This window comes from Crossiella sp. CA-258035 (assembly GCF_030064675.1).
GTDB lineage: Bacteria > Actinomycetota > Actinomycetes > Mycobacteriales > Pseudonocardiaceae > Crossiella.
Genome location: NZ_CP116413.1, coordinates 294,254 through 307,450 on the forward strand (window position 1 = coordinate 294,254; position 13,197 = coordinate 307,450).

Consider the following 13,197-nt stretch of genomic DNA (forward strand, 5'->3'; position numbering starts at 1 on the left):
CGTCACCAGCTGAGGCCGAAACCGAACGGGTACTTGGTCTGCGCCGGGTTGCCGACCACCGGCACGCTCACCGGCAGCTTGCCGCTGGGCGCGATCTCGCCGAAGAGCACCTTGGTCAGCGACTCCATCGACACCGCGGTGGTGGAGTAGGTGGTCAGCCAGGTCCTGGCGTCCTCGATGGCCACGTCGTACGGGTCGCGCACGGCCACCCCGATGATCGGCTTCCCGGTCGCGGCAAGGCGTTTGACCAGCTCCCGCTGCTGCGCGTCGGTGGTCGCCCGGTTGGTCAGCACCACGACCAGGTCCTGGCCCTGCGCCGCGGCCACCGCCTTGGCGATGGTCGCCTCGGCCGGCTTCTCCCCGGTGACCTGCACCGTCGGCGTCACCCCGCGCGCGGCCAGCCGCGGCGCGAGCGCGTTCGCCGTACTCCAGCCGGTCACCAGCACCTTGCCCGGCTTGGCCGTCAGCGGCAGCAGGTTCGCCTCGTTGCGCACCGCGGTCACCGTGCGGTCGGTGACCTGCTGCGCGGTGGCCAGGTGCTCGGGGATGCCCACGATCGAGTCCACCTTGGACTCATCCACCAGCGGGTGGGTCAGCGCGCCGCGCTTGAGCTTGAGCAGCAGCACCCGCAGCAGGCTCTCGTCGATCCGCCGCTCGCTGATCTCCCCGCTGCGCACCGCCTTGAGCACCGCGTTGATCGCCACGTCCAGGTTCTTCGGCATCAGCAGCACGTCCACGCCGGCCTTGAGCGCCATCACCGGGATCTCGGCGTCGGGGTGCTTGAGCCGCACCGCCTCCATCTGCAGCGAGTCGGTGATGATCACGCCGCGGTAGCCGAGCTTGCCGCGCAGGGTGTCGGTGAGCATCTTCTTCGACAGCGTGGCCGGCTCACCCGAGTCGTCCAGCTTCGGCGTCACGATGTGCGCGCTCATGATCGAGTCCACGCCCGCCTTGATCGCGGCCTGGAACGGCGGCGCGTCCAGCGCGGCCCACTGCTCCGGGGTGTGGTTGATCTCCGGCAGCACGTAGTGGCTGTCCTGGTTGGTGTCGCCGTGGCCGGGGAAGTGCTTCACCGTGGCCGAGACGTTCTGCCCGAGCCAGCCCTGCTGGTAGCCCTTGACCTGCGCGGTCACCTGCTGCGAGACCAGGCTCGGGTCGCTGGAGAAGCTGCGCACCCCGATCACCGGGTTGGCCGGGTTGACGTTGACATCGGCATCCGGCGCGAAGTTCTGGTTGATCCCGACCGCGCGCAGCTCCCGCCCGGTGATCGCGGCGGCCTGCCTGGCCAGCTCGGCGTCCCTGGTCGCGCCCAGCGCCATGCTGCCGGGGAACAGCGTCGCGGGGGAGCCCAGGCGGGTGACCACGCCCTGCTCCTGGTCAGTGGAGATCAGCAGCGGCAACCGCGCCCCGCTGCTCATCGCCGCCCGCTGCAACCCGTTGGACAGCGCGGCGACCTGCTTCGGGTTGACGAAGCTGTCCGTCCAGTTGAAGTAGATGACCCCGCCCAGGTGGTACTTGCGCACCACCTCCGCGGGCGTGTCCACGCCGAACTCGGTCCGGTTCTTCGGGTGCGGGGAGTCCGCGTTCGGTCCGTAGGCATAGGTGACGAAGAGCTGCCCGACCTTCTCCTCCAGGGACATGCCGCGCATCCGCGCCGCCGCGGCCTGTTCCCCGGTGGCCTGCGCCGAGTCCGGTGCCGCGCTCGCGGGGAAGACCCCCATGACGGTGACCGCGGTCAGCGCCGACAGCGCCGCCGCGAGGGGCCGGCGTACCTGGTGCACCGTTGCCTCCCTGGTCAGATCGAGTTTGGGAAACTCTTCACAAAAAGGACTGGATTGCCTGCAAGTTACTGACGTGATCCGAACGGGTCAACGCCCGTACGGCCTCATTTGAACCCGGTCTGTGCGATGCCCTGCACGATTTGCCGCTGCATCAACAGGAAAACCACCAACACGGGTGCCATTGTCACCACACTCATCGCCATGATCAGGTTGACCGGGACCACCTCCTCCGCGGCGAAGCGCGCCAGCGCCACCTGCAAGGTGTAGGTGTGCTCGTCCTGGGCCACCACCAGCGGCCACAGGAAGTCGTTCCACCGCCACACCACCGAGAAGATCGCCACCACCGCCAGCGCCGGGCGGCACAGCGGCAGCACCACCCGGAGGAAGATCCGCAGCTCCCCGGCCCCGTCGATGCGGGCCGCCTCGATCAGCTCGTCCGGGATGGTCAGCATGTACTGCCGCAGCAGGAACACCCCGGTCGGCGTGGCCACCGCCGGGATGATCAGGCCCCACAACGAGTTCACCAGCCCCAGGTCGGCCACCACCTGGTAGACCGGGATGAAGATGACCTGCAACGGCACCATGATCGTGCCCAGGATGACCAGGAACAGCGTGGTCCGGCCGCGGAAGTTGTACTTGGCCAGCGCGTAGGCCGCCATCGTGTTGACCACCAGCGTCAGCACCGTCGCCGCCACCGTGACCAGCACGCTGTTGCGCAGGTAGATGACGAAGTTGAAGCGCCCCAGCGCGTCCACGTAGTTGTCCGGCCGGAAGCTCTCCGGCAGCAGCCGCGGCGGCCGCAACGCCAGCTCGGTGCTGGTCTTGAACGAGGACAACACCGTCCACACCACCGGCGCCAGCACCACCAGCGCCAGCGCGACCAGCCCCGCGTAGGCGAACACCCGCCCCACCGCAGGCGCCGGCCGCGCGCCCACCCCGGTCCAGCGCGGCCTGCTCACACCGCCTCCCTGCGCCGGGCCAGCCCGAACTGCACCAGCGTGACCAGCAAGATCACCAGGAACAGCAGCACCGACCCGGCCGAGGCCAGCCCGTAGCTCACCGGCGGCTCGAACCCGCGCCGGTAGATGTACTGCACGATCAGCGTGGTCGCGCCCAGCGGACCACCGCCGGTGAGGCTGTACAGGAAGTCGAAGGACTGGAACCCGGCGATGGTGGCCAGCACCAGCACCACCAGCGTGGTCGGCCGCAACAACGGCACCGTGAGCAGCCGGAACCGCTGCCAGGCCCCGGCCCCGTCCAGCGCGGCCGCCTCGTGCAGGTGCGGATCGATCGCCTGCAACCCGGCCAGCAGGATCAACGTGTAGAAGCCCAGGTGGATCCACACCCCGACGCCGACCGCGGCGACCATCGCCAGCACCGGGTCGACCAGCCAGCCGCGCCCCTCCAGCAGCCAGCCCCACACCAGGCCGACCACCACCGGGGAGAGCACCATCGGCAGGAAGAAGGTCGCCCGGAAGAACCCCCGGCCCCGCAGCCGCCGGTTGAGCAGCATCGCCAGCCCCAGCGCGGCCAGCACCGAGATCAGCACGTAGGCCAGCACGAACACCACCGTGTTCTGCACCGCGGCCCAGAACTGGTCATCGGAGAGCAGCCGCCGGTAGTTCTCCAGGCCCACCGGGCGGAAGGTGCGGCCGTTGCGGCTGTCGTAGAAGCTGATGTTGACGCTGTTCAGCGCCGGGTAGATGGTGAAGACCCCGAAGATCAGCAGGTTCGGCAGCAGGAACAGGTACGGCGCGAGCCGCTGCCCCCACCCGACCCGCCGCCCGGTCACCGCCCACTGACCTCCGCATACGCTTGCTCGCTGACCAGGCGCACGGTCCGCGCCGCGTCATCCGGCGAGCTCCGCCCGGCCAGCATCTTGCCGACCTCGTCCCGCAACGCGTTCGCCGTGCGCACGAACGCCGCCGAGGAGTTCGTCGTGTACGCCTCCGCCGGCACCAGTTTCGCCTCGGCCAGGAAGACCCGCATGTCGTCCACCCGCTCCGGATAGCTGATCCCCGGCGTCACCAGGTCCTTGCGGGTGGGCAGGAACTGGGCCTTGGCCGCCAGCTCCCGCTGCCGCTGCGCCCCGTTCATCCACTCGATGAACGCCACCGCCGCCGCCGGATGCTTGGCCTGCTTGAACGAGACCATGAACTTGCCGCCGGGGAAGCCGCCGCAGCGCGCCGCACACGGGTTCGGCGCGGCGGCCCAGCGGAACTGGCTGGTCTTGGCGAACTGGCTGACCTGCCAGTTCCCGGACAGGTACACCGGGGCGTGCTGGGCGAGGAAGATCTCGTTGGCGCCCTTGTACCTGCTGCCGGACTCCAGCCAGAAGTCCGTCGGCATCGAACCCCTGGCGTGCAGCTCGGCGAACAGCTTCAACGCCTCCGCCGCCCGCTCCACCGCCAGCGCGGGACGGCCTTCCAGATCGAAGAAGGTGGTGCCGAACTGACTGAGCATGGTGGAGAGCCGGTGCCCCGACTTGTCCATCGCGATGGCGTACGGCGTGCCGGTCGCCTTGCGCACCTTCTCCGCCGCGTCCACCAGCTCGGTCCAGCTCCACCGCTCCGGCACCGGCACCCCGGCCTTGGCGAACAGGTCCAGGTTCACGAACGGCCCGTTCAACGTCAGATCGCTGGGCGCCCCCAGGAACTCCCCGCCAGGACCGCGCACCGCACGGGTGGCATCGGGCAGGAACGCCTCCGGGAAGGTCGGATCGGCCAGGTAGGGCCGCAGATCGAGCAGGTCCGCGCGGTAGGGGTTGAGGTCCTGGGTGCGCGCCACATCAGGGGCGTTGCCACCGGAGATCCGCGCCTGCAACGTGCGTTCCAGGTCGGCGTAGGCGACCAGCTGCAGGTTCACCCGCGCGCCGGTGGCGATCTCGAACTTCTCAATCGTTTGCCGAGTGGCGATCTCATCGGCCCCGTCGGTGAAGTACAGGTAGTCCAGCTCCACCCCGCGCAACTGGTCCGGACTCGCCGGCCGGGCGTCGGTGGGCGCGGTCGCCTCAGGCACGCCCGGCGCGCAGGCGCACAGCACGAGCAGCACCGCGAACAGGGCGCCGATCCCGCGCACCGACCGCATCCCGCCTCCCCCAGTCCCGCCTGTCGTGGCGGACGCTAGAGAAGCCGCGGCGGTTGTGGCTACGCCCATCCGAGCGGTGTCCCCCGAATTCCGTTTTCCTTCGAACGCGATGGTGGCGCCCAACGGCTTCCGCCGAGGGCGCCACCAACTGCGTGAACAGACAGGTTACCAAGCGTGCATCTCGTGTCGTACAAACCTGAGCTCGACGTCCGGCGTCCCGGTACGTAGCCCCTAGACGACAAGCCTCCCGCGGCGTGCTGCGCGTGGGTGCCCGCTGTTCACGCACGGAGCCCAGTGGGGTGGCTGGTACTTCTCTTCGTATCAGCCCTGGCCAGTTGAGGTCCGCACCTCCATGTGTAGTCCGTGAGGGCGGTCACAGCAAGGGCTCAGACGGGTGCACCGTTTCAGAGCCGGGGATAAACGGAAGGTGTCGGACACCCGCCCCGTTGCGGCCCATCAGGCGCAGGTCAATCCCCGAGGCGGATCAGTCGCCGGACTCAGTATTGCCGGCCCGCCCACGCCGGTGCCGCCGTATCCCGTACCAGGCCGCACCCGCCGCCGCGACCACCCCGAGCCCCACCGCCGCGGCCGCCACCGTGGTGCCCGAAGGCGTCGGGATCCGGGCCCGCAACGACACCGGATCGGAGAAGGTCAACACCGGCCAGCCCCGCTGCGCGGCCAGTTTCCGCAGCGCACGGTCCGGGTTCACCACCGTCGGATGCCCAACGGCCTCCAGCAGCGGCAGATCGGTGATCGAGTCGGAGTAGGCGTGACAGGCGCTCAGGTCGTACCCGTGCACCTCGGCCAGCTCCCGCACCGAGACGGCCTTGTTCTCGCCGTAGCAGTAGAAGTCGACATCTCCAGAGTAGCGACCCTCGGTAACCACCATCCGGGTACCGACCGAGTGCGTGGCCCCCACCATCTTCGCGATCGGCGCCACGATCTCCGCACCAGAAGCGGACACGACCACCACGTCATGCCCCTCCTGCTTGTGCTCCCCGATCAGCTGCGTCGCCTCGGCGTAGACCAGCGGATCGACGATGTCGTGCAAGGTCTCGTCCACGATCGACCGGACCTGCTCCACATCCCACCCGGTGCACAACGCGGTGATGTGCGCCCGCATCCGGTCCATCTGGTCCGCATCCGCCCCAGCCAGCATGAACACGAACTGCGCGTACGCGCTCTTGAGCACCGCCCGCCGATTGATCAACCCCTCCTGGAAGAAGGGCCTGCTGAAGGCAAGCGTGCTGGACTTCGCGATAACCGTCTTGTCCAGGTCGAAGAACGCGGCAACCCGCTTGCCAGCAGCGCTGATGCCATTGCCACGAGGTTCGGTCACCCGACCAGCATAGGTGTCAGCCAGATAGCGATGCGGTTGCGAGCCGTGTCGCTCGAACGGACGAGAAGCATCACCCACCCACGGGGGGATACAGTAGACGCGTCCGGCTGAGCCGGATGAGTTCAGTCCGACCCCCCGGGGCTGAACTCCTGACGACCCCCGTCCCTCCCCCCTGGCGGGGGTCGTCCCATGTCCGGACCCGGTTCCGCACAGTGACCACCCAAGTCACTCTCCAACTTGCCAGAACCCGGCCCCCACCGCACACCCGCGCCCCGCGCCCCGCTGCGCCGCCTGACGTCACGCCGCGCTCCTGCGCCCGCCGCGCCTCGCCACCCAGCGCCCCGGGCCCGTCTAGCCGCAGGCCGCGTCACCACACGACGCGGCTCACCGCCCCGCGCCCCGTCACCGCTTGGCCAAACCACCCCGTCACCACGCATCCGGCCTGCCCCGTCTCGCGTCACCACCGCCCCGACGCACGCCGCCTGCCATCGCCCCGCCGCACGACCCACCTCACCCGCCCTGCCGCCGCCACCGTTCCGTGGCACGTGCCTCGCCCACGACCCTCACCCCCGCCACGCCCGCCCCCCGCCTGCGCCGCCCCCCAGCCGCGCAGCCCTGCCCTTCCCGCTTCCCTCCCAGCACCCCACCCCAGCCCGGCCCCGCCCCAGCCCGCCCCGCCCCAGCCCGCCCCGCCCCAGCCCGCCCCGCGCTGGCTCGCCCTGCCTAACCCACCCCGTCCCGCTTGCCCCCACCCCGCCACCTCATCTACCGCCCGCCCGCGCGCGAGGGGATCCCCACTTCCAGCCTGCCCCACCCCACGCCCCCAACCAGCCAAAATCCCCTCCAAGATCGCGACTTATCCCCAACACCCCACCTATCCACAGCCCCCAACCCACCCGCTGGATCCCGCCCCCCAACCCCGCCACGGTGGACCCACACCCGCAACCCGCGGCACCACCCCAGGGGGACACATGCCAGAAACCCGCCCGTTGGTCATGGTCAACGAGGACACCCTGCTCGACGAGGTCCTCCGCGTGGCGGCCGCCGCCGGCCGCGACGTCGAATGCGTCCCCGACCTCACCGCCGCCCGCCAGCGCTGGGCCCGAGCCCCGCTGGTCGTGCTCGACGACGACGGCCTCACCCAGTGCGCCACCGCTGGCATGCCCCGCCGCAACGGCATCTACGTCCTCTGCCGCACCGACCCGCCGCCGGACATCTGGGCCCGCGCCCTGGCCGTCGGCGCCGAACAGGTCAGCTGCCTCACCGAAGCCGAACCCTGGCTCTCCGCCGCACTGGCCCGAGCCGACGAGGTCGAGGACGAACCGGACGGCCGCGTCATCGCCGTGCTCGGCGGCCGCGGCGGCGCAGGTGCCTCGGTGTTCGCCGCCGCCCTCGCCCTCACCGCCGCCGACCGCGGCAACCCGTCCATGCTGCTGGACTGCGACCCGCTCGGCGGCGGCCTCGAACTCGTGCTCGGCGGCGAGAAACGCGAGGGCGTCCGCTGGTCCGGCATCACGGTGAACCGCGGCAACCTCGCCAGCACCACCCTCCGCAAAGCCCTGCCCCGCTTCGGCCGTAACCAGCTCACCGTGCTCTCCTGCGACGACCAGACCGCCGAACTGGAACCACAGGCCGTCGACCAGGTGCTAGAGGCTGGCCGCCGCGGCGGCGGCACCGTCGTCTGCGACCTGCCCCGCCACTTCGACCAGGCCTCCCGCACCGTCCTGGACACCGCCGACCTGGCCGTGCTCGTCGTCCCCGCCGAGGTCCGCGCGTGCACCGCCGCGGCCCGCGTCGCCGAGCGCGCCAGGCAGCGCGGCACCCCGCTGGCCATGGTCGTCCGTGGCCCGGCGCCCACCGGCCTGTCCGTCCGCGATGTCGAAGCCGCCGTCCGGCTCCCCGCCCTGGTCACCATGCGGCCCTTCAGCGGCCTGGAAGCCGCCCTGGACACCGGCGGCCTGCCCCACCGGCCCCGCGGCCCACTGGCCCGCGCCGCCCGCCGGGTCCTCGACCGCGCCGAGGACGGCCGAGACTGACATGGAAGTCGATCCGGGCCTCATCGACCGGGTGCGCACCAGGGTCGCCCGCCTCGGCGGCGCCCTCACCCCGGCCTCCCTCGCCGACGCCGTCCGCGCCGAGACCGGCGGTCTGGTCACCGACGCCGATCTGCTCGACACCCTCCGCCTGCTCGATCGCGAACTCATCGGCGCCGGCCCGCTGGAACCGTTGCTGCGCCTGGAAGGCACCACCGACGTGCTGGTCACCGGCCCTGGCCGGGTGTGGGTCGACCGCGGCCACGGACTGACCCGCACCGAGGTCGTGCTCCCCGACGAGGACGCCGTCCGCCGCCTGGCCCAGCGACTGGCACTGGCCGCGGGCCGCCGCCTGGACGACGCCCAACCGTTCGTCGACGGCTGGCTCCCCGGCGGTGTCCGGCTGCACGCCGCCCTGTTCCCGATCGCCGCCGGCGGCACCTGCATCTCACTCCGCGCGCTGAAACCCGCCACGCACGACCTCACCACCCTGCGCGAGCTCGGCACCGTCGACGAACCCACCGAGAACCTGTTGCGCCGCATGGTCAAAGCCCGCCTGAGCTTCCTCATCACCGGCGGCACCGGCTCCGGCAAGAGCACCCTGCTCAACGCATTGCTCGGCTGCGTCGACCGAGGCGAACGAATAGTCACCGTCGAGGAAGCCGAAGAACTGCACCCCGCCCACCCACACGTGGTCCGCCTGGTTGCCCGCCCACCCAACATCGAGGGAGCGGGCGAGATCACCCTGCACGAGCTGGTCCGCCAAGCCCTGCGCATGCGCCCCGACCGCCTGGTCCTCGGCGAGGCCCGCGGCGCCGAAGTCGCCGATCTGCTCGCGGCCATGAACACCGGCCACGAGGGTTGCGCCGGCACCCTGCACGCCAACTCACCCACCGAGGTCCCCGCCCGCCTGGAAGCCCTCGCCGCGCTCGGCGGCCTGTCCCGCCCGGCCCTGCACAGCCAGCTGAGCGCCGCCCTGCAGGTAGTCCTGCACCTGCGCCGCGACGACCAGGGCAACCGAGTTCTCGCGGCCATCGGCGTCCTGGACCGCGCCGACGACTACATCCGCATAGTGCCCGCCTGGCAACAAAACCAAGGCTGGTCGGCCGCCAAAACCCGCCTCACCACTCTGCTCCGCACCCGAGAACCGGCAACCGCATGACCCCAGCCGCAGCCCTCTGCCTAGCCCTCGCCGTCCTGCTCTGGCCCCCCAGAACCAGCCACCACCGCCTGGCCCAACTCCACCCACCCCCGCCCCGGCAACGCCGAATCCACCCCACCCGCCCGCTCCTGCTGATCCCACCCGTCCTGGCAACCCTGCTCGCTGGAATCGGCGGCCTGCTGGCCGCAACAGCCCTCACCTGGACCTTGCACCGCCACCACACCCGCACCCGCGAGCACCGCAAGGCCCGCCACATCGACACCGCCCGAGCCGACACCCTCAACCTGCTGGTGACCCAGCTCCGCACCGGTACCCACCCAGCCCTGGCCGCCGAAGCAGTCGCCAAGGAAGCCGACCCAGTCGTCATCCCCACCCTGACCGCCCTGGCCACCGCTGCCCGGTTGGGCGCTCACCCCAGTCACACCGACAACCGCCTGCTCCGCGCCTGGAACACCGCCCACAACCACGGCATCCCGCTGGCCGAACTGCTGGACGCCGAACGCCGAGACCTGGAACAGCGAACCCGCTTCACCGCTCAGGTCGAGGCCCGCCTGGCAGGCGCCAGAGCAACCGCCACCATCCTCGCCACCCTGCCCGCGCTCGGAATCCTGTTGGGCGAAGCCATGAACGCCCACCCCCTGCACGTCCTCACCGCAACCCCAGCAGGCCAGTTCCTGCTCCCCATAGGCGCCCTGCTGATCTGCACCGGCCTGGAATGGAGCGCCCGCCTGACCAGCAACACCACCCACCCCATCCCGCCCCAACCCAGAAACCCACCATGCCAACCCACGCCGCAGCAGCACTCCTCCTCGCCCTCGCCCTCCTGACCCTGCCACCCCGCCCCAACCACCGAGCCCGCCTCAACCTCCCACCCACACCCCGTCAAACCCGCCGAATCCCACTCCTACCAACACTTCTAGCCCTCGCAACCGCAACCACGGCGTTCCTCATCGGCCTCCACCCAGCCCTGAGCCTCCCCCTGTCCGCCACAGTCGCACTGATCAGCCACGCCCTCCACAACCGCGCCACCCAACCCCCACCCCAAGACCCCCTGTCCCTGGCCACCGCCTGCGACCTGCTGGCCGCCTGCCTCCGCGCCGGCCTCCCCATCCCACAAGCCCTGCGCCTCTCCGCCGCCGAACTGACCGGCCCACCCGCCACCGCCCTCAACGACACCGCCGCCCTCCTCACCCTGGGCGCCACCCCCGACCAGGCCTGGACCCCAGCCACCCACCTCCCAGCCCTGTCCCGCCTCGCCCGCGCCGCCCGCCACACCGCCCGCTCCGGCGCCGCCCTCGCCGACACGGCAACCAACCTCGCCACCCAAATCCGCACCGAAACCGAACACCAAGCCGAAGCCCGAGCCCAGCGCGCCACCGTCCTCATCACCGCCCCCCTGGCCCTCTGCTTCCTCCCCGCCTTCCTCTGCCTAGGCATAGCCCCCACCGTCCTAGGCCTAGCCCAAACCCTCTTCTCCCCGTAACTCCAAAGCCCCACCCGCGCGACCACACCGGAACAGGCCCACCTCCATCGCCCCTTCCCGCGGCACTCAAGCTCCGCCAAGCAGTCCGTTGACACGTCGGTGGTCCCACACGTCACTTAGCGGGCACCCACCCGCTCAGCGCCGCGCCACAGCGTTCCCGGCAGCACCAACTCCCCACACCGGACAGCACGCCGAGGCACACCAGCACACCGATGCCCACGTCCAACTGCACCGCGCCCCCACTCGAACTCGCACCCACTCCTTAAGCCAACCGCAAACCTCGCACCCCACGCGCTCAGCCCTGGCGCTCCGGCCTCTGCGCCCCGGCTCGGCCCCACGTCTCTCGTCCGGCCCACGCACGAGCCCCACGCAGCGAGCCTGCAAGGCGCTTCACGCCCCAAACCCAAGCCCAGGCCCCGCCCACAAAGTCCAGGCCTCACAAGCACCCCCGCACACCGCACACCGGGCACCGGGTCTCACACGCCCAGCCCACGACCGCCGGCCTGCCTGCCGCAGCCGCCATGCCCGTCCCGCCCCGCCCTGTTCGCTCCGCTCCAGTCCGCCCTGGCCCGGCTCCGATCCACACCAACTTCGTTCGTCCCACCCTCCCCGCCCGCGCGCCTCCCCGCCCGCGCGCGACCGGGGGTCCCCCCAAATTCCATTCTTCCAGCCAGCGAAGACAATTCCGCCGCCCAGCGCCCCAGTGATCGCGAGTTATCCACATCGACTCCGGCTATCCACAGATCGTCCCGAGCGGTCATATGGCAGTGCTAAACGCGAGCAAGGTGGGAGCTGCCGCACCAGCGGCGACCGCCCGTCCCCAGTGGACAAGTTACTCGGAGGCAAGCGTGCTACCTGAGACATTCCTTCTGCCCAAGCCCTTTCCGCGCTTCTGCCAGGCCGACGACGGAACGGTCTCGGTTGAGTACGCGTTGTCCATGACTGTCGCCGCAGTGCTCGCCGGGGGTCTGCTCTTCGTCTGCAAGCAAGATTGGGTGGTCGATCTGATCACCGACTTGGTTCGAGGATCGTTGACGGTGGACAAGTGACCCGTCGGCGACTGAACGGTGATCGCGGATCGGTCACCATTGAGTCGGCTATCGCCATCGGGGCCATCTTTCTGGTGGTTGGGCTTGCGATTGCCGGTTTCCAGGCGGTCCTGACGCAGTTGCGGTGTGTGGACGCGGCGCAGGAGGCGGCACGGCTGATCGCGCGCGGTGAACCGGAGCGCGCCGAGCAAGTGGTGCGGACGATGGTGCCGAACGAGGTGCAGCTGTCCACGCGGTTCGAGGGCGATGCGGTCCGGGTGGAGGTTGTGGCGCGACCACTCGGCAAGCTGTTGCCGTTCCCGTTGCGAGGCACTGCCTTCGCGTTGCTGGAACAGCCCGCTGAGCAGACCGGTGACGAGATACCTGCGGGACGATTACCCGCTTCCGGTAGCGACCAGGGAGGCGACGCCTCACCCGCTGGGACGCTCGCCCCGGCGTATCCGGGCATCGCGAACACAGACACACGTGCACTCATATCGTCGTGCAGAATCGCTCTCACTTGTGCGGGCACCCGCACGCTCGCGAACCCATGGCTACCCGATCTCCCGGACGCGCATCCACCCGCGAGCCAGCGCGCGCACGCGTGCCTGCCCGCGCGCACCCACCCGCGCGCCCAACCAACGACGAACTGCTCCAGCACATCTCCGGACACCAGCCCATCCGCTCCGCCACTGCCACCGCCCTTCCCGACCACCGGCTGGCCGCAGTGAGTGGTCGACCACACCGCTGGCCCGCCCGCTGCGGCGACCCACGCGCCCGCCGTGGCAGCCTCCGCCCCCGCAGCGATGACCAGCACACCCGCGGCGATGACCAGCACACCCGCGGCAGCGACCAACACATCCGCGACGGCGGCGAACGCGCCCGCGGGGGCCAACACGCCTGCGGCGGGAACGAACGCGCTCGCCGTGACCTACGCACTTGCGGCAGTGGCGAACAAGCCCGCGGTGGCCGAGGCACCCGTGGCAGCGACGGACTCGCCCTCGGCGATCAGAGCACCCGTGGCGGCGACCAAGGAGTCGCGACTGTGCTCGCGGTGGCGTTGGTGGTGGTGTTGCTGGCTGCGGCGGTGGTTGTGGTGCATCTGGGGGCGGTGGTGGTTGCTCGGCGGCGGGCGGAGGCGGCGGCTGATCTTGCTGCCCTTGGTGGCGCTGGGCAGGTGGTGGCGGGGCGGGGATGTGCGGCGGCGGGGCGGGTGGCGGGGGAGATGGGGGTCGGTTGGCGGAGTGTGCGGTGGACGGATGGGTGGTGACGGTGCGGGTGGAG

General features: G+C 70.7%; 12 protein-coding genes. 7 read left to right on the top strand and 5 right to left on the bottom strand.

The window, feature by feature from the left end; all coding sequences use genetic code 11:
- Nucleotides 1-2: 2 nt before the first annotated feature.
- The 5 genes from N8J89_RS01475 to N8J89_RS01495 all read right to left on the bottom strand — a co-directional run bounded on the left by N8J89_RS01475 (nt 3) and on the right by N8J89_RS01495 (nt 6,207).
- The gene (locus N8J89_RS01475) at nt 3-1,721 is read right to left on the bottom strand and encodes a glycoside hydrolase family 3 protein (protein WP_502868470.1); all 1,719 of its coding nucleotides are present in this window, start codon (nt 1,719-1,721) and stop codon (nt 3-5) included.
- 164 nt (nt 1,722-1,885) lie between these two features.
- Nucleotides 1,886-2,740 (bottom strand): carbohydrate ABC transporter permease, encoded by an 855-nt coding sequence (locus N8J89_RS01480; RefSeq protein WP_283662569.1) that lies wholly within the window; start codon nt 2,738-2,740, stop codon nt 1,886-1,888.
- Nucleotides 2,737-3,573 carry a carbohydrate ABC transporter permease gene (locus tag N8J89_RS01485; protein WP_283662570.1) on the bottom strand — a complete coding sequence of 279 codons (837 nt, stop codon included), beginning with the start codon at nt 3,571-3,573 and terminating at the stop codon, nt 2,737-2,739. Before N8J89_RS01485 ends, N8J89_RS01480 begins: the two co-directional genes overlap by 4 nt.
- A complete protein-coding gene (locus tag N8J89_RS01490; RefSeq protein WP_283662571.1) occupies nt 3,570-4,868 on the bottom strand; it encodes an ABC transporter substrate-binding protein in 1,299 nt (432 codons plus the stop codon). Before N8J89_RS01490 ends, N8J89_RS01485 begins: the two co-directional genes overlap by 4 nt.
- A 484-nt stretch (nt 4,869-5,352) precedes the next feature.
- Entirely contained in the window at nt 5,353-6,207 is an 855-nt protein-coding gene (locus N8J89_RS01495; RefSeq protein ID WP_283666058.1) for an HAD-IB family hydrolase, read from the bottom strand.
- A gap of 971 nt (nt 6,208-7,178) precedes the next feature.
- Between N8J89_RS01495 and ssd the strand changes: the two genes are divergently transcribed.
- The 7 genes from ssd (at nt 7,179) to N8J89_RS41820 (ending at nt 13,183) form a co-directional block, all read left to right on the top strand.
- A complete protein-coding gene (gene ssd / locus N8J89_RS01500; protein ID WP_283662572.1) occupies nt 7,179-8,243 on the top strand; it encodes a septum site-determining protein Ssd in 1,065 nt (354 codons plus the stop codon).
- 1 nt (nt 8,244) lies between these two features.
- Nucleotides 8,245-9,402, top strand: coding sequence for a TadA family conjugal transfer-associated ATPase (locus tag N8J89_RS01505; protein ID WP_283662573.1), 1,158 nt, complete (start codon nt 8,245-8,247; stop codon nt 9,400-9,402).
- A complete protein-coding gene (locus N8J89_RS01510) occupies nt 9,399-10,229 on the top strand; it encodes a type II secretion system F family protein (protein ID WP_283662574.1) in 831 nt (276 codons plus the stop codon). Before N8J89_RS01505 ends, N8J89_RS01510 begins: the two co-directional genes overlap by 4 nt.
- Nucleotides 10,181-10,885 (top strand): type II secretion system F family protein, encoded by a 705-nt coding sequence (locus N8J89_RS01515; protein WP_283662575.1) that lies wholly within the window; start codon nt 10,181-10,183, stop codon nt 10,883-10,885. The genes N8J89_RS01510 and N8J89_RS01515 overlap by 49 nt, the downstream gene beginning before the upstream one ends.
- A gap of 848 nt (nt 10,886-11,733) precedes the next feature.
- Nucleotides 11,734-11,934 carry a DUF4244 domain-containing protein gene (locus N8J89_RS01520; RefSeq protein ID WP_283662576.1) on the top strand — a complete coding sequence of 67 codons (201 nt, stop codon included), beginning with the start codon at nt 11,734-11,736 and terminating at the stop codon, nt 11,932-11,934.
- Nucleotides 11,931-12,644: a TadE family type IV pilus minor pilin gene (locus tag N8J89_RS01525; protein WP_283662577.1), complete on the top strand. Its 714-nt coding sequence runs from the start codon at nt 11,931-11,933 to the stop codon at nt 12,642-12,644. Before N8J89_RS01520 ends, N8J89_RS01525 begins: the two co-directional genes overlap by 4 nt.
- On the top strand, nt 12,641-13,183 hold the full coding sequence (locus tag N8J89_RS41820) for an Rv3654c family TadE-like protein (RefSeq protein ID WP_502868403.1): 543 nt from the start codon (nt 12,641-12,643) through the stop codon (nt 13,181-13,183). The genes N8J89_RS01525 and N8J89_RS41820 overlap by 4 nt, the downstream gene beginning before the upstream one ends.
- The last annotated feature ends 14 nt before the right edge of the window (nt 13,184-13,197 follow it).

Bases quoted from the DNA above. Each gene is read 5' to 3' on its own strand.
- N8J89_RS01515 (WP_283662575.1), top strand. From the start codon at position 10,181: ATGCCAACCCACGCCGCAGCAGCACTCCTCCTCGCCCTCGCCCTCCTG.
- N8J89_RS01505 (WP_283662573.1), top strand. From the start codon at position 8,245: ATGGAAGTCGATCCGGGCCTCATCGACCGGGTGCGCACCAGGGTCGCC.
- N8J89_RS01490 (WP_283662571.1), bottom strand. From the start codon at position 4,868: ATGCGGTCGGTGCGCGGGATCGGCGCCCTGTTCGCGGTGCTGCTCGTG.
- N8J89_RS01475 (WP_502868470.1), bottom strand. From the start codon at position 1,721: ATGGGGGTCTTCCCCGCGAGCGCGGCACCGGACTCGGCGCAGGCCACC.
- ssd (WP_283662572.1), top strand. From the start codon at position 7,179: ATGCCAGAAACCCGCCCGTTGGTCATGGTCAACGAGGACACCCTGCTC.
- N8J89_RS01510 (WP_283662574.1), top strand. From the start codon at position 9,399: ATGACCCCAGCCGCAGCCCTCTGCCTAGCCCTCGCCGTCCTGCTCTGG.